The organism is Streptomyces sp. NPDC094147 (assembly GCF_044764265.1).
Lineage (GTDB): Bacteria > Actinomycetota > Actinomycetes > Streptomycetales > Streptomycetaceae > Streptomyces.
Map to the genome: position 1 here is coordinate 15338 of NZ_JBIWHT010000018.1, position 15788 is coordinate 31125.

Below are 15788 nucleotides of genomic sequence, written 5' to 3' on the forward strand. Positions count from 1 at the left end.
GTCGTCTCCAGTTCAGTGGCCGGGGCCGTCAGTTGTCACGGGCCAGTTCCCGGGGCAGGGCGTGGTCCGCGCCGAAGACGTCGGAGGCGATGTCGTGGGCGGTCTTGCCGTCGTGGCCCGCCAGGTCGGTCCGGGCACCGGCGGCGATCAGGACGCGGGCGCATTCCTCGTAGCCGTGCCACAGGGCGTCGTGGAGGGCCGTGTAGCCGTTGGTCGCCCCCTGGTAGTCGAGGTCGACGCCCGGGGCCTCCACCAGGATCCGGGTGATGTCGGCGTGCCCGTTGTAGACCGCCTTGTGCAGCGGGACAGCCCCGAAGGTCGGCTCGGTCGCGTTGACGTCGGCGCCGGCCGCGAGCAGTGCGCGCACGATCTCGGTGTGGCCGTCACGGGCGGCCACCAGCAGTGCGGTGTGGGCGTCGTTGAAGCCGTTGACGACGGGGAAGCGCTCCTCGATGTCGGCGCCGGAAGCGATGAGGCCGCGGACCTCGGACGTGTCACCCTCGGCCGTGGCGGCGATCAGCCGGTGCCGGGTCCTGCGCTCGTCGTCGTCCTGGGTGCGCTGCTTGAGCAGCTGTTCGGCGGCGAGCATCTTGTCCTTGCCGAGCGTGTTGACGTTGAGCTCGTACTCGAAGTGCTCGCGCAGGGAGAAGCCGTAGTGGGTGGTCAGATTGAGGCCGGCGTGGTGGTCGAGCAAGTAGCCGACGATGTCGGGCCACTTGTACCAGAGCGCGTCCATCAGCGGAGTGTGGCCGGTGGTGGGCGCGACGGCGTCCACGAAGGCGCCGGCCTCGACGAGGGCCCGGACCGTGGCGAGGTCCCCGTTCTGCACCGCCTTGTGCAGGGCCGTACCGCCGGCGCGGCTGTCGGTGGAGTACAGGTCGCCACCGGCGGCGATCAGGGCCCGTACCGTCTCGGCGTCGCCCAGTCCGGCGGCCGTCTGCAGGACGGTCAGGCCGGTGGCCGTGTCCCGGTGGTTGGGGTTGGCTCCGTCCAGCAGGAGTGTGCGCACCTCATCGGTCACCTTGCGCTGCACAGCGGCCAGCAGGCGCTCGTTGATGTCCGACCGGAACATCGCCACCTCGGCCGAGGCGTCGAAGAAGGCTTTCCAGTGGTGGATGAGGTCGTCGTCGCCAACAGTGAGCAGCATGGAGAATTCGAAGGAGACCTCGAATCCCGTTGCCTTGTGGCGGATTCGCTGGAAGTTGACGACGAACGCCCGGTCTTCCTCGACTATCATCTCGCGCTGTTCGAACTCGGTCACATCGGCGAAGGCGCCACGCAGTCGGAACGCCTCGGTCACTCCTTCCTTTCCGCGCCAGACGCCGAGGTTGGGGATCGCCGAGGTGAATTCGTTCGACGGCAGGTCGAAGACGATGTCCGGTGCGATGGCGTCGAGTACGCCTTGCACGTTTCCACCGGCGACGTCGGCGAACAGTTTCGTGACGATTGCACGTGTGCGATCAGAGCTGACCACGGGAAGCCTTCCGGGAGTTGTCGGATTGGACGGGCGTCGGGATGTGTCGGGCACTCCGGCGGCGCTGCGTCCGCCGCCACCGCCGACCGGGTGGCTCGTATCCGAGTTAACCCAGTTCTGCGGGGCGGGCCCAGAAAATCGGCCGGGCCCGGGGAGTTCTGTGCAACTCGACGGAGTGTCCGCGACTGCCCCGGTGGGTCTTGCCTGCCTGTTTGCGACGTCGGCCGCAGGGGCGGGGGCCGCTTCAGGCCGAACGGATGGCAGGCTCGACACCGATTCGGTTGAAGGTGTAGGCGGCGGAGACCATCGTCATGTGGTGGTGCCAGCCGCGGAAGGAGCGTCCCTCGAAGTCCCGCAGCCCGAAGTCCTCTTCCAGGACCCGCAGATCGGCCTGGCTGCCGTGCTGCAGACGGATGCGGTTCATGACGTCGGCGATGCTCTGCTCGGTGAGACTGGTGACCCAGAAGCGGGTGGGCACGCCGCGCGACGACAGCTCGCTCAGCAGTCTGACCCTGTCCGAGGCCGGGTTCCCGGCGGGCAGGCGCACGGTGGAGGAGACGACTTTGGGGTGATGGCGGTCGGGGGCGGCGGGGGACCTCAGACGGCGTGCGCACAACACACGGAAGTGCTCCAGTGCTGTGGCGGCCCGGTCGAAGGCGCACCGGCCGGAGCGGCCTGCGGAGGCGTCCCGCACCGGCATTCCGTCCAGTATCTCCAGTGATCCGTTGACTTCCAGTGCGAAGTCCATCCCCCGGTCGGCCAGTGCCCGGATCAACCGTCCTGCGTCTTCCAGGTACCTCAGGTCGCCGATGACGGGGACCGGAGCCGCTCCCCACCGGAACTGCATCTCGATGAGCATCGCCAGCAGTTCGCGCCACTCGGGGTGGGCGACGATGCCGTCGGGGATGTAGGCGGACTGGGTGAGTGCCGGGTCGGCGAGCCACCGTTCGGGCAGCAGCAGACGCCAGTTGACGGGGATGTTGCCCCCCTGGGTGGCCAGCGAGACCGAGGATCCGATCTGGCAGTTGACCACGCGGCCCGCTTCGGGCAGGAAGCGGCGCTCCACACCCACCGACCGCTGTCCGCGCTTGGGGATGACGGTGCGGCCGAGCACCCAGGCCTGCGGGCTGCTGAGGGACTCGATGTACTGGACCAGCCGGGCCCGGACGGGTTCCCATTCCCAGGGGCTCTGGTTGATGAACTGCTGCAGCGACTGGTGGGCCGGCTGGACGAGTATGTCCTCGGAGATCCGGCGCACCGACTTCTTGCCCTCCACCAGCAGGAGGCCTCTGACGTAGACCTCGGCCCAGCGGCGTTGGTCCACCCGTGGCATGGAGGCGAACACGTCGCCGGCGAACTGGGCGATGGCGTCCCGGGTAAAAAGGGCAGCAGTTGACGACACAGACATCCGGACCCCCGTTGAGACTGTTCGAACCGATGGAGAGGAGCGCGTCTTCCTTGCTCGTGAAGAAGAACTTGACCTGACGGATCTGGTACGTGCCGCGTGGCGGCGGAGTCGTGGCAGGGCTGTGGAGGCCCGGGGAGAACCGGGCCGGCGGGCCGGACCGCCGGGCCGGTTGCTAGGGGGTGTCCGGTGGGTCAGGGTCGGACAGGGCGCGGCGGCTGGTGCGGTGCATCGCAAGGCGCCGGAGCGTCTTCAATGGGGTCCCCCCTGGCCCTTGAGGCCTTGAGGGAGGAGCTATGGGGACGGTTCGGCAACGCGGCGAGGTGCCGTGCCAGCCGCCGCGACCCCGGCCATGACCCACCGGACACCCCCTAGATGCTGGTTCGGGGCATCGGCACGAATGCGTCGTCGCTGACGCCCCGGCGCGTGGTGGTGCGCCGGTCCTCGATGTCCGCCCAGTTCTTGCCGTACATGTCGGTGACGGTCACCGGATCCCTCAGGAGGTCGTGCGGGTAGCCGAGGTCGATCCGGCTGAGGGTGTCGAGACGGTCGAGGTGCTCGTCGGTGAGGGACACGTCGACGCTGCCGAGGGTGTCCTTGATCTGGTGCTCCTTGGTGGCGCCGAGGATCGGGATGACGACGCCGGGCCGGCTGCGGAGCCACGCCAGGGCGACTTGGGCCGGCGTCCAGCCACCCTGTTCCGCGATGGCGACGACCTCGCGCACCAGGGTGTCGGTACCGGGTGCGCTGTTGTGGTCGCGCGGGGCGACGGTGAGGCGGCCGGTGCCGCCGGTGAGGTACTTGCCGGTGAGCAGTCCCTCGGACAGCGCTCCCCAGGCCAGCACCGGGAGGTCGAATTGGCGGGCCATGGGCAGCAGGTCCCGCTCGGGGCCGCGCTCCAGCAGGTTGTAGCGGATCTGCAGGGCGGCGAAGGGGGACCAGCCGCGCAGTTCGGCGAGCGTGTTGGCCTGAGCGACCTCCCAGGCCGGCCAGTTGGCGATGCCCACGTAGTGGATCTTTCCGGCGCGGACCTGGTCGTCGAGGGTACGCATGATCTCGGGGACGGGGGTGAGGGTGTCGTGGGCGTGCACCCACAGCAGGTCGATGTAGTCGGTCTGCAGCCGGCGCAGGCTTGCCTCGATGGACGAGACGAGGTTCTTTCGGTGGTTGCCCGCGGAGTTGATGTCGGCGGTGTCCGTCTGCAGGGTGTACTTCGTGGTCAGGACGAACCTGTCGCGGCGGCCCTTGAGGAGCTCGCCGAGGAACTCCTCGGAGGTGCCGCCGGTGTAGTGGTCGGCGGTGTCGATGAGGTTGCCGCCGGCCTCGGCGTACAGGTCGAGGATCTGGGCGCTGGTCTCCTTGGGCGCGCCCCAGCCCCAGTCCTCGCCGAACGTGACGGTTCCCAGGGCGAGTTCGGACACGCGCAGACCTGTCTTGCCGAGCACTGTGTAACGCATGGGTCCTCCGTGGACGGGCGGTGAGCTGGCTGCAGACGGCACTAGCGGGCGATGACGGGGCTGTGCTGTTCGTAGAGTTCGATGAGTTCGCCGCCGGTGCCCTTGACGAAGGCCACCCGGACCTGCACTTCGGGCTCGCCGTTGAGTACGACGGTGGTGGGGTCGCCCGCCCAGTCGTCCAGGGGGAATGCCTGGCCTCCGGCAGCGAGGCAGGATGCGTAGGCCGCGTCGACGTCGGGCACGGTGAGGGCGATGTGCTGCAGCGGTCCGGACGAGGAGTCCGCGCCGGCGGTGCCGCCGGGGAACAGTTCGATGTACGTGTCGCCGTTGAGCTCGATGTAGACGCCCCGGCCGGAGTACACGGCCTGGCAGGGGCAGCTCGCCTTCGAGGACTTGGTCCACTCGTACGTGCGGTCGAAGCCGAGGCCCTCGCTGTAGAAGCGCAGGGCTGCGTCGACATCCGGGCAGGTGATGGCGACGTGCATGAGCGTGGCGGCGCCCGGGGGGCGGGTGTAGTGCGGTGCCATGGTGGGTCTCCTGTGGAATGCGGGGTCAGACGGCCGAGGGCCAGGCCTGGTGGAGCCAGTCCGTCAGGCGCGCGGGGAGGCCGGGGGCCTCGGCCGCTGAGGCGGTGAGGGCGATGTGTCCGTCGGGGCGGACGAGGACGGCATGGGGAAGGTCGTCGACCGTGGCAACGGCCAGCGGGGTGGGGCTCGCCTCGGCCGCCTCCTTGACGGCGACGGCGTCCGCGTCGGACGGCAGGAGCAGCGACCAGCCGATCCCCTGGGCCATGCCGGGGCGCGGGGGCATGCGCTCGCCGACGGCCGGCTTGAGGCCCTGCGGGTTGCCGTAGGCGACGGCGAGCTGGGCGAGCCGCCGAGCCAGCCAGGTGCGGGCTTCGGGGATCTTGCCGACCGCGGACAGGACTTCGTTGCGCAGCCGCATGCTGTCGGGGTCGCTCATGGTGGAGATGTCGTGGAGCTGGGCGGCGAAGGCCAGCAGGCCCTGGGCCATCGGGCGCCGCTCGGCGTTGTAGGTGTTCAGGAGGGCGGGCGCGGCCGTGCCGTTGATGACGGCGCCCAGCTTCCATGCCAGGTTGAAGGCGTCCTGGAGTCCGGTGTTCATGCCCTGGGCGCCGACCGGGCTGTGGACGTGGGCAGCGTCGCCGACCAGGAAGACGGGACCCTCTCCGAAGGTGTCGGCGAGGCGGTGCAGGACGCGCCAGGTGGAGGCCATTTCGAGCTGCTTGACCTTGGCTCCGGCCGCTGAGGGGCCGCGGGTGTCCAGCAGGCGCTGCACTGCCGCGAGGTCGGGCGTAGGTGTGTCGTCGTCGACCAGGGCCACGATGCGGTAGGTGTCGCCCTGGAGGTGGGAGACCGCCAGCAGGCCGGCCGGGGAGAAGAAGAAGGAGATCTCCCCCTCGGGGCCCGACCACTCCATGGAGAACTCGATGAGCGCGAAGTTCTGCGGGCGGTCGTGGCCGACGAAGGGGATGCCCATCTGCTGGCGCACCGTACTGTGCAGGCCGTCGCAGCCGACCACGTAGCGGGCCTGGACGGCGCGGACCTCGCCGGTCTCGTCGTTGCTCACCAGGGCGTTCATCCCCGGGAACAGTTCGCCGAGGTCGAGCAGGGTGTGCCGGCGGTGCACATGGCCGCCGAGGGCTTCCAGGCGTGCTTCGAGGACTTCCTCCGTGGTCTGCTGCGGTATCGCGAGGACGAAGGGGTAGGGGGTGTCCAGCTCGTCGAACGGCGTGGTCAGCACCTGGCGTTCGCCGTCGCGCACCGTGAAGGAGTTGCCCGGACGGCCGCGTTCGACCAGTGGTTGGGCCGCCCCGATGGTGGCGAGGGACTCCAGGGTGCGGGCGTGGACCGCCGCGGCCCGCGAGTGCACCGCGGTGCCGGCCGCCCGGTCGATGATGACGTGATCCACGCCTTGGGCGCGCAGGGCGCCGGCCAGTGCGAGGCCGGTCGGACCCGCCCCCACGATCAGGACGTCCGTGGTGCTCGGCAGGGGCGAACTACCCCGGGAATTCGGCATGCTGTACTCCAGGATCGGGCAGCGGCGAGCCCCCGCACCTGTGGGGGTCCCGCACTTCCCGAGAACCCGTGTCCGCATACGGAGGCAACTGATGCAATGCGTGTTCTGTGCCAGCCGAATTCGGCGGACGCCCGTAAGTATCAGAGGCCTTGTCGAGCGTCTGCAACGCAGACTGCACTAAGTCGTTGCGGGCGGGGAGTGACCTGTGACATACGCGCGGAATACCATGCTCCGTTCGCGCCGGGGCGTCCGTTCAAACAAATGCTGTGCGACTTCGCCGAGTTGCCTTGTTGCACGGTTGTGCTGTCTGGCTAATCGTCCGTGCAGACGGCAAGACAGCTTTGGACGAAGTCCTCCAGCGCGGAACCCGGTGCCCCCTCGCGGGGCCAGGCCACGCCCACTTGGCTGGGGCTGACCCCTTGCACCGGCCGGTAGACGACGTCGGGGCGCTGGTAGAAGCGCGCGGTGGCCTCGGGGGTGAGGCTGATGCCGTAGCCGTTCGCCACGGCGTTGAGCCACTCGTCGGGGTTGTGGGCGACCGCACCGATCCGTACGGGGGTTCCGTCGCGTTCGTCCGTGGCCAGCCAGTAGTCCCGCCACCATCCGGAGGCCTCCGGGGTGGCGACGAACGGCTCGTCGAACAGGTCCTGGAATTCGACGACTTCCTGGTGGGCCAGGCGGTGGTGGGCGGGCAGGGCGATCCACCGGGGCTCGGTGATCAGTATTTTGATGTGGAGGCCGTCCTGGCCGGGGAAAGGCAGGCGCAGCAGCGCGGCGTCCGAGTCGCCGGCCGCCAGACCGGCGGTGGGATCCGACCACTCCGTCTGCCGCAGCTCCACCCGCCAACCGGGACGGCGGCGCGCGAACTCCGCGATGATCCGCTGGGTGTTCTCGTTCGCCGCGCTGGCCACGAAGCCGATCCGCAGTACGCGCGACGCGGAGGTGCCCGCGCTGCGTACGGAGCGCAGCAGTTCCTCCCACTGTTCCAGCAGCCCGGCCGCGTCGGCGGCGAGTGCTTTTCCGGCTGCGGTCAGTTCCATTCCGGCGCGGCTGCGGGTGAAGAGTTCGAGACCCAACTGGGCCTCCAGCTGCTTGATCTGCTTGGTGAGCGAGGGCTGGGCGACGAACAGGCGCTGCGCGGCCCTGGTGAGGTTTCCTTCTTCGGCGACGACGGTGAAGTAGCGCAGGAGTCTTGTGTCGATATCCATGACGGCAGGCTATGGAAGCAGGTATTGGACGGTCCATGGGCAGTGGAGAGAGTGTTGTCACTGAGCAGAAAGCACGGCAGCACGTCGGCCGAATTCATCGGAAGCCCGGAAAAGGACTGGTTCTCATGTCTTTCGACATCTCCCTCGGCAACACCGGTTCCACCACCGTCGTCCGGCTGTCGGGAGACCTCGCCGACCGTGATGTGGCGGCTCTGCGCCGCGTGGTGGACGAGGCGGCCGGGTGGTCGCCGCGGCGCCTGGTCGTCGATGTCCATGCCCTTGCGTCCCTGGTGCCGGCGGCGCTGCGGTGCCTGGCGTTCGCCCAGCAGCACCTGCCGGCCAGTTCCGAGATCGTCGTCGAGGGTGCGTCACCGGCCCTGCAGGCGCGGCTCCGGCTGGCCGGCCTGGACCGTTCGATGACCATCGTCACGCAGGGGACGCGCGCTGCGGCTGCCTGAGGCAGACCGGCGGCGGTCCCGGTGCGGCTGGGCGAGCGGTTTGGCGGTGACGAGGAGGGCGCAGTGGGCGCCGAGGGTGTGGTGGTCGCTGCTGAGGCGGGGTTCGTCACCCGGCTCGTGGGCCGCTGAGTCCGGCGTCCGGGCCGTGTCGGCGAACAGGTGCCAGCCGGTGCCGGGTGGTGGGGGCGGAAGCTGTACTTCGCGGTCCGCGTCGCCGGTGTTGACGGCCAGGTAGACGCAGTCCGGTACGGCGGCGTGTTCGTAGAGCACCGCGGCCACCAGGGTGGAGGACTCGGACCAGTCGGGCTGCCACGGCGCGGTGCCGTGCCAGCTCACCGGCGGGTAGCAGTGTCCGGGGCGGGGGGCGCTGTCGGCGTGGGTGAGGCGGTGCAGCGCCGGATGGGCCCGGCGGAAGGCCAGGCAGCGGCGGGTGAACTCCAGCAGGCCCGCATGGCTCTGCCGATGGTTCCAGTCGACCCAGCTCAGCGCGCTGTCCTGGCAGTAGGTGTTGTTGTTGCCGCCCTGGGTGCGGCCGAACTCGTCACCGGCGAGCAGCATCGGAACTCCCTGGCTGGCGAAGAGGAGCAGCAGGGCGGTGGTGGCCATGCGATGCCGCAGGCGCAGCACGGCGGGGTCGTCGGTGGGTCCCTCGTGCCCGCAGTTCCAGCTGTCCTCGTCCGGGATGCCGTCGTGTCCGCCTTCTCCGTTGGCTTCGTTGTGGCGACGGTCGTACGCGGTCCAGTCCGCGAGGGTGAGGCCGTCGTGGCAGGTGATGTAGTTGACGGACGGGGCGGCGCCGCGGCCGGGGTAGAGGTCGGGGGATCCGATCAGGCGGGGAGCGAACGCGGCGGCCGAGCCCGGTCGGGCGAGCAGGAGCCGCCGGATCGCGTCCCGGTAGCGCATGTTCCACTCCGCCCAGCGGTGGTAGCCGGGGAAGGAGCCGACCTGGTAGCTGCCGGCCGCGTCGGTGGCCTCGGCGATGAGCTTGCAGTGGGCGAGTACGGGGTCGTGGGCAATGGCCTCGAGCAGGGGCGGGTTGGGCAGCAGCGCGCCGTCGGTGCCGCGGGCCAGGATGGACGCCATGTCGAACCGGAAGCCGTCGACGCGGTACTCGGTGGCCCAGTAGCGCAGGCAGTCGAGGATGAACGCGCGGGTCAGCGGGTGGTTGCAGTTGACGGTGTTGCCGGTGGCCGTGAGGTTGACGTACTGGCCGTCCGGGCCGATCCGGTAGTACGCCGCTTCGTCCAGGGCGCGGAACGACAGGGTCGGGCCCCGCCGGTCGCCCTCGGCCGTGTGGTTGAAGACGACGTCCAGAACGACCTCGATGCCCGCCCGGTGCAGGGACTTGATGAGCTGCTTCAGTTCGCGGGGAGCGCGGGCGGGGGAGCTGTCCGTGGCGTAGCCGGGGGTGGGGGCGAAGAAGCCGACGCTGTTGTATCCCCAGAAGTTGCGCAGCGGCAGGCCGGTGTCCGGCGAGGTGTAGGTGTTGTCGGTCTCGTCGAACGCGAACACGGGCAGCAGCTCGACGCAGTTGACGCCGAGCCGTTGCAGGTGGGGGATCTTCTCGATCAGTCCGGCGTAGGTGCCCGGGTGGGTGACCCCGGACGACGGGTGGTGTGTGTAGCCCCGCACATGCGTTTCGTAGATGACGAGTTCACTGTGCGGGATGCGGGGGTGCCGGTCGCCCGTCCAGTCGAAGGTGTCCTCAAGGACCGCGGAGCGGTACTGGGGGCGTTCGCCCCAGGAACCGGCGCCGGCCAGACTTCGGGCGTAGGGGTCGAGGATCACCGGTGAGAGGCGGCCCTGCGCGTCCTGTACGCGGTAGCCGTAGTGGCAGCGCCGCGGATCGAGGCCGCGCACGGTCATGGTGAACACAGCACCGATGCGGTGCTCGGCGGGAAACGCGATCTCGGTCAGGACGGTGCCGTCGTCCGGATCCAGCAGCACCAGGCGCAGACCGGCCGCGGTCGACGAGGCGACGGCGAAGTTGATGCCGTCGGGCACGGCGGTGGCGCCCAGCGGGTGGGGCAGGCCCGGGGCTGTCTCCGGTGCGGGGGCGGCGAGTTGCAGGGTGGAGGGGGCCATGGCGGTTACCGGCCGGCCGGCCGTACGCGTGCCCGCACGCGCAGTTGCTCGGCGGAGTCGGGGAGCCGGATGCTCATGGTCTCCGGGTCGAAGTCGCTGTAGGGCGCGCCGTCGATCAGTACCCGGTCGAGAACGATGTGCCCGTGGGGGAAGACGTCGGGGGCCACTCGCAGCAGGCCGCCGGGATAGGCGGCCCCGGACTGGGGGCGGAAGTAGAGGTCGAGCGGTTCCTTGTTGATGAGCAGCTGGGTGTAGACCTCGGCGAGGTAGCACAGTTCGGCCTTGTGGTACATCGCCATCGCGTGGCTGCCCTTGAGGCGTTCGTTGCCCACGAGGTAGGGCAGCCCCTGGGCCAGGACGGTGAAGAAGACGCCGCCCTCGTCGTGGTCGAGGAAGAAGGCGTTGTAGAAGGCGGAGGACTCCCGGGCGTTCTTGAGGAAGTCGTCCCGGTGAGTGTTCCCGGCCAGAATGAGGTAGGCGAGGATCGCCTGTTCCTGCTGCCACCAGGTCTTGCGGTCGTGCCAGACGAAGCGGTGCCGGCCGTTCTCGGCCACCCGCTGCAGGACGTCGTACCAGCCGCCGCGCTGGGCGTCGCGGCCGACGTCGGGCATGGTGGTGCCCAGGCTCTCGGCCAGGGCGCGGTATTCGCGCTTGGGCACGATGCCCTGCATCCGCATCAAATTCCAGGCGATCTTGAGGTTGTGGCCGACGACCGCCCGGTCCTGCTGCCATCCCCATTCCCGGTCGGGTGTCCAGTCCGCGTGGAAACGCTCCTGGACGAAGGGGGTCGACCGGTCCGGCATGTGCGTGACGATCATGTCGAAGGTGTGCTCGAGCATCCGGCGGTAGCGGTCTTCGCCAGTCGCCAGAAACAGGTTGAGGAGGTAGGCGGGGGCGTGGTCACCCACCGAGTTCCAGTTCTTGCGGGCCCGGTTGGGGCCGAGGCTCTCGTGGTAGGGGCTGAGGGTCACGGGGTCGATGTGCGAGTAGTAGCCGCCGAGCCTCGGGTCGTGGAAGTACTTCTCGAACAGCCGCACCGTCCCCTCGATGTCGGCGAGGAGGTCGGGGTTGCCGGTGACCCGGTACGTCTGGGTGAGTCCGACCAGCGCGTAGATCTGCTCGTAGGCGGGGATGGCGCGGTAGTCGTCGCCGAACTCCGAGGCGAACAGCTGGTGTTCGCGGCCGTTGGCGATCTCCACGCCGTGGTACCAGTAGACGACGTCGTCGTCCGTGTCGACGAAACGCATGTGGTCGTGGAGGTATTGGGAACCCGCGTCGGCGACGGCCAGGGCGTCCTCGTCACCGGTGAGCATGTAGGCGCTGGCCATGCCGTACACCATGCGGGAGATGGTGTCGGTCTCCTGGACGTGCTGTGCGGTCTTGCCTCCGCTGCCGCTGATCACGGTCCGGTAGTCGCCGAAGTCGATGGGGCCCTGCCCGAACTGTGAACGGCGGTAGAACGTGGCCAGTTCACGGAGCTGTTCCGTCCACCAGCCGGGTCGCTCGAACGGCCAGGCGTCGTGTTCGTCGTTGATGAACACCAGCTGTGCCGCCTGGTGGTGCAGTCCGTCGGGTTCGGAGTAGACCGGGCCGTAGCAGAACACGAACCGGCCGGGTGCCAGCAGCTCCCGGATCTGCCCCGTGACGTCGTGGTATGGCTCGCCGAGGTTGCGTACCTGCTGGCCATTGGTGGTCTCGGTGAGATGGATCGTGACATGCCGCTCGTCCAGGGTCCGCAGGACGAAGCTGCCTCCTCGTCTCTCGGTGACGTAGCCGGCAACGCTGTCGGACAGGGTGAAGGGGAGCTCAGTGGCCACCGTGGGTCTCCTGGATTCCGGGGTGGGGTCCGTGTGGTGTCATGCGGCGGCCGCGACGGGCGGGTCGAGCAGATCGATGACCGTGCGGGCCAGCAGGTGGCACTCGGCGACCGTGCGGCTCGTCACGAGGTCGTGGTCGACCACCACGTCCTGGTTGGTGTAGACGGCGCCCATGTTGCGGACGTCGCCGACCAGGTTGTTGTGGCAGGTGACGTCGCGGCCGCGGACCAGCTCGGGGGCCGCCGAGACCAGCCACAGCGCATGGCAGGAGAACGCCTTGATCAGGTTGGGCAGCCGGAACGCGCGGCGCATCAGGTCGAGGGCCGGGGCCGGCTTGTCCACGTCCTCGCTGTAGCGCAGCCGGTCGGCGACCTGGCCGGACGGCACGATGAGCGCGGAATAGCCCGCGAGGCCGGAGTAGTCGAGCTGGTCGATGTCGTCGCTGACCGTCAGCGGGGCACGCAGTTCGTGCCCCGTGAACGTCAGGGAGTCCTGACCCCACAGCCGGGTCAGCAGGACGACCTCCGCGCCTTCCTCGGCGAACCGCCGCTGGTAGTAGGCGATTTCCTCCTCGACGTAGTCGCTCTCGGTGAGGATCCCTATGCGGCGGCCGATCAGGCGCCTGCGCGACAGCGGATGGTTCGTGCTCATCGGTTCATTCCTTGCGTGGAGGCGGACAGGAAAATGGGGCAGGTCCGGTACCCGGGGGGAGGGGGCACCGGACCTGCCCGGTCTTCGTCAGGCGCCGGCCAGCGCGGGCTCGGCGGCCGCCGGGACGAGGGCGGGAGCGGACTCGGGCCGGAGCCGGACAGCGAGGGTACGGATGCGCAGCCGGCCGTCCCGCAGCACCAGTGACCACTGCTGGCGGGTCTCGGGACGGTCCGCGTCGGCGGGCAGCACACAGCTGACCTCGGCGTGGACCGGTGAGGAGAGACGTACGTCCAGGCGCGCCGCCGCCAGCCGCCGGTCGGCCACCGGAACGTGCGGGCCCGCCGCGTGCCAGGTCCGGAATTCGCCCGCGCCGCGCACCACTTGGGCCGGAAGCTCCAGGCGCAGTCCGTTGGCCAGCTGCGGCAGCAGGTCCTCGACGGGCACGCCCTGCAGCAGGCTGCCGTGCCAGTCGCGGACGAATGCTTCGGCCGATGCGGCGGTGAGCGTGCGGGTACCGGGGTTTGAGGTCATGCGTGTTCTTCCCTTCTGGGCGACCGGGCCGGGCCGCCTCAGTCGACGGCGAGATCGATCAGGTAGGGCCCGGGGTGGGCCCACATGGCCTCGATCGCGGACTCGACCTGGTCGGCCTTGTCGACCCGCTGCGCGGGCACCCCGAGCGCGCGGCTGAGTTCGCTGAAACCGATGTCGGGCTTGGTGAGGTCGAAGGACTGCGGAGCGGCGTGGGGTTCGATGCCCTGCTCGCTCCAGTACTGCGCGATGTTGAGGTCCAGGAGCCGGTAGCGGCCGTTGTTGCAGATCACGAACTTGGCGTCGATGCCTTCGCGGGCGGCTGTCCAGAGCGCTTGGAAGGTGTACATGCTGCCGCCGTCCCCCGTGAAGGCGATCACCGGGAGGTCCGGGCGGGCCAGCTTGATGCCGAGCGCTCCGGGGATGCCGACGCCGAGCGATCCGCCGCGGGTCTGGAAGAAGCGGCCGGGCTCACGGGGCGGCAGGTACCGGGCGAGTGGCGCCGAGGCGGTGAGGGCCTCGTCGAAGACCGTCAGGTTCCGCGGGGCACGGTCGGCCAGCGTACGGGCGAAGGTGTCCATCAGCGGCTCGTCGGCCACCGCCGGACCGGGGCGCGGGACCGGTTCGGGCCAACGGATGCCGGGCCCGGGGCCGAGAGCGTCCGCGAGTCCCGCGAGCGCCCGCGCGGGATCGGCGACGAGACCGATGTCGACGGGGTGGTTCTTCGCTATCTCGTATGCGTCGAGATCGATGTGGACGAGGCGGGCGTCCTTGTCGAAGGGGCTCGCCAGGTCCGGGAAGACCTCGGGGAACACGTACGTGCCCACGATCAGGACGGCGTCGGCGCCGGCGACGACGCGCGCGCTGTCCTTCCCGAACATGTGGCCGGTCTGCCCGCCGTAAAGGGGGTGCGTGGTGTCGAAGTTGACCTCCGAGCAGTTCACCCCCCACACCCGCGCTCCCAGCCGCTCGGCGACCGCGGTGAGTTCCCGCTGCGCGTCGCTGGCGGCAATGCCGTCGCCCATCAGGATCAACGGGTTGCGGGCGGTCCTCAGGAGCTCGGCGGCCTGGCGCAGTGCTTCCGGGGACGGGACGGAGCGGGTGTCGGGTATGGATGTCGCCACCGCGGGCTCGGAGGTGAGTTCGTCCATGACGTCGGCCGGCAGGACGACGACGACGGGGCCGCGCGGCGGGGTCATGGCGATCTTGATCGCTCGGCGCAGGACGCGCAGGGTCGACGCGGGGTCGATCACGCGGGTGGCGAACTTGGTGACCGGTTCGGCCATGGCCACCAAGTCCGCCGCCATCTGGCCGTCCATGGCGTCGTATCGCACACCGGCCTCGCCGACGAGCACGACCAGCGGCGAACCGCCGCGCTTGGCCTGGTAGAGCATCCCGATGCCGTTGCCCAGTCCCACGCCGCTGTGGAGCTGAACCAGACCAGGGCGCCGGCCGGCGCGCGCGTAGCCGTCGGCGATGGCGACCGCCGCGCCTTCGTGCAGTGCGAGGACGTACGAGAGGTCGTGGCGGTCCACCTCGTCGAGGAAGCCCTGCTCCACTGTTCCTGGGTTGCCGAACATGTGGGAGATGCCGTCGGCAGCGAACTGCTCGAAGATTGCTGCCTTCCCGGGCCTGGCGGGCATGCGGGGTCCTTTCCTGGCTGCGGAGGGGAGGGGGGACTACCAGCCGAACCGGCGCAGGCCGTCCTCAAGGGCCTCGACCAGCTTCTGCCCGCCGAGCACGGAGTCGGGCGTGGAGCGGGCCGTGATGAAGGGGAAGTCGACGATGACGGAGGTCTCCTTGCCGACGTTTCCGTGGAAGGCCCCTTCGGGGCCGGTGGCGTCGCGCAGGATGTACTCCAGCGGGTACGGCGGCGGACCCATGTTGAAGTCGACGCCGATGAAGCCGGTGCCGTCCTTGTAGTCGTACTCCTTGGGGTGACCGGTGACGTGCTTGCCCCACAGCAGGCTGGCCCGGCTTTCGAGGTCTCGGGCGAACGCCAGCACGGCGACGCCGTAGCACTCGGCGAGGATGGGCTTGTCCGCCGCGACGAAAGCCATGGCGACCTCATGAAGGCGCTCGTTGTTGGCCAGGTCGACGATGGGGCCGCTGCCGCCGACGATGACCAGGGCGTCGAATCCGGAGACGAGATCGGTCAGCGCGGAGTCGAGCCGACGGTGGTAGTCCTCGAGCTCCCTCAGGTGGTTCAGGGCGCTGTAGTAGGGGCGCTCGGGGACCAGCTCCTGGAGGCTGAGGGGGTTGTCGAGCCGGTCCGATGCGTCGAGTTCGGCGGCCTTGCGGGCCATGTCCCGGGTGGTGACCGACCGTCCGAGGGGCGGGTCGATGTATTCCGCGTCCAGGCTCGGCGGCAGCGCCTGGGCGCGCTTGCCGGTCGGGGTGATGAACGTGACCTGGTAGCCGCGGCTGTCGAATGCCTCGACGGGGCCTACGAGTTCCTCCCCCCAGTATCCGTACTCCGACAGGACGACGAGTATCCGCTTGGACACGAATTCCTCCACGATTTTGCGCACGCCGAGGTTTCACCCAGGGTGCGCCGAAGATCTGGAAAGCCTTTCTCCAGACGGACGCTCCGAGTAGAGCCCGGTGGCTCGGCGCGCGGCAAGGAGTGGGCCGTGGAGCAGAACAACTTGCGGAAGTTAACCCA

At 69.5% G+C, this 15788-nt stretch carries 13 protein-coding genes; 1 reads left to right on the top strand and 12 read right to left on the bottom strand.

The features are described 5' to 3' along the window. Positions 1 to 28: 28 nt before the first annotated feature. The 6 genes from ACIQ8J_RS24085 to ACIQ8J_RS24110 form a co-directional block, all read right to left on the bottom strand. Entirely contained in the window at positions 29 to 1528 is a 1500-nt protein-coding gene (locus ACIQ8J_RS24085) for an ankyrin repeat domain-containing protein (protein WP_403607942.1), read from the bottom strand. Between the two features lie 190 nt (positions 1529 to 1718). Continuing rightward, entirely contained in the window at positions 1719 to 2882 is a 1164-nt protein-coding gene (locus tag ACIQ8J_RS24090; RefSeq protein WP_403274378.1) for an IS701 family transposase, read from the bottom strand. A 368-nt stretch (positions 2883 to 3250) separates the two neighbouring features. After that, a complete protein-coding gene (locus ACIQ8J_RS24095; RefSeq protein WP_403274377.1) occupies positions 3251 to 4336 on the bottom strand; it encodes an aldo/keto reductase in 1086 nt (361 codons plus the stop codon). Positions 4337 to 4377: 41 nt separating this feature from the next. After that, a complete protein-coding gene (locus ACIQ8J_RS24100) occupies positions 4378 to 4863 on the bottom strand; it encodes a VOC family protein (protein ID WP_403274376.1) in 486 nt (161 codons plus the stop codon). A gap of 25 nt (positions 4864 to 4888) precedes the next feature. Further along, positions 4889 to 6376, bottom strand: a complete 1488-nt coding sequence (locus ACIQ8J_RS24105; protein ID WP_403274374.1) for an FAD-dependent monooxygenase — start codon at positions 6374 to 6376, stop codon at positions 4889 to 4891. A gap of 311 nt (positions 6377 to 6687) precedes the next feature. Beyond that, the gene (locus tag ACIQ8J_RS24110) at positions 6688 to 7584 is read right to left on the bottom strand and encodes a LysR family transcriptional regulator (RefSeq protein ID WP_403274372.1); all 897 of its coding nucleotides are present in this window, start codon (positions 7582 to 7584) and stop codon (positions 6688 to 6690) included. Between the two features lie 125 nt (positions 7585 to 7709). Here ACIQ8J_RS24110 and ACIQ8J_RS24115 point away from each other — a divergent pair, with 125 nt between their 5' ends. Beyond that, entirely contained in the window at positions 7710 to 8042 is a 333-nt protein-coding gene (locus ACIQ8J_RS24115; RefSeq protein ID WP_403274371.1) for an STAS domain-containing protein, read from the top strand. Here the strand turns inward: ACIQ8J_RS24115 and ACIQ8J_RS24120 are convergent. The 6 genes from ACIQ8J_RS24120 to ACIQ8J_RS24145 all read right to left on the bottom strand — a co-directional run bounded on the left by ACIQ8J_RS24120 (position 7953) and on the right by ACIQ8J_RS24145 (position 15630). Continuing rightward, positions 7953 to 10127, bottom strand: coding sequence for a glycogen debranching protein (locus ACIQ8J_RS24120; protein ID WP_403274370.1), 2175 nt, complete (start codon positions 10125 to 10127; stop codon positions 7953 to 7955). The two genes, ACIQ8J_RS24115 and ACIQ8J_RS24120, sit on opposite strands and share 90 nt — an antisense overlap. A 5-nt stretch (positions 10128 to 10132) precedes the next feature. Next, positions 10133 to 11944 (bottom strand): AGE family epimerase/isomerase, encoded by a 1812-nt coding sequence (locus tag ACIQ8J_RS24125; RefSeq protein WP_403274369.1) that lies wholly within the window; start codon positions 11942 to 11944, stop codon positions 10133 to 10135. 39 nt (positions 11945 to 11983) lie between these two features. After that, positions 11984 to 12595: a DJ-1/PfpI family protein gene (locus ACIQ8J_RS24130; RefSeq protein ID WP_403274367.1), complete on the bottom strand. Its 612-nt coding sequence runs from the start codon at positions 12593 to 12595 to the stop codon at positions 11984 to 11986. Positions 12596 to 12682: 87 nt separating this feature from the next. Further along, positions 12683 to 13126 carry a hypothetical protein gene (locus ACIQ8J_RS24135; RefSeq protein WP_403274366.1) on the bottom strand — a complete coding sequence of 148 codons (444 nt, stop codon included), beginning with the start codon at positions 13124 to 13126 and terminating at the stop codon, positions 12683 to 12685. Positions 13127 to 13164: 38 nt separating this feature from the next. Further along, positions 13165 to 14766 carry a thiamine pyrophosphate-binding protein gene (locus ACIQ8J_RS24140; protein ID WP_403274364.1) on the bottom strand — a complete coding sequence of 534 codons (1602 nt, stop codon included), beginning with the start codon at positions 14764 to 14766 and terminating at the stop codon, positions 13165 to 13167. Positions 14767 to 14802: 36 nt separating this feature from the next. Next, the gene (locus tag ACIQ8J_RS24145) at positions 14803 to 15630 is read right to left on the bottom strand and encodes a type 1 glutamine amidotransferase domain-containing protein (protein ID WP_403274362.1); all 828 of its coding nucleotides are present in this window, start codon (positions 15628 to 15630) and stop codon (positions 14803 to 14805) included. Positions 15631 to 15788 lie beyond the last annotated feature (158 nt).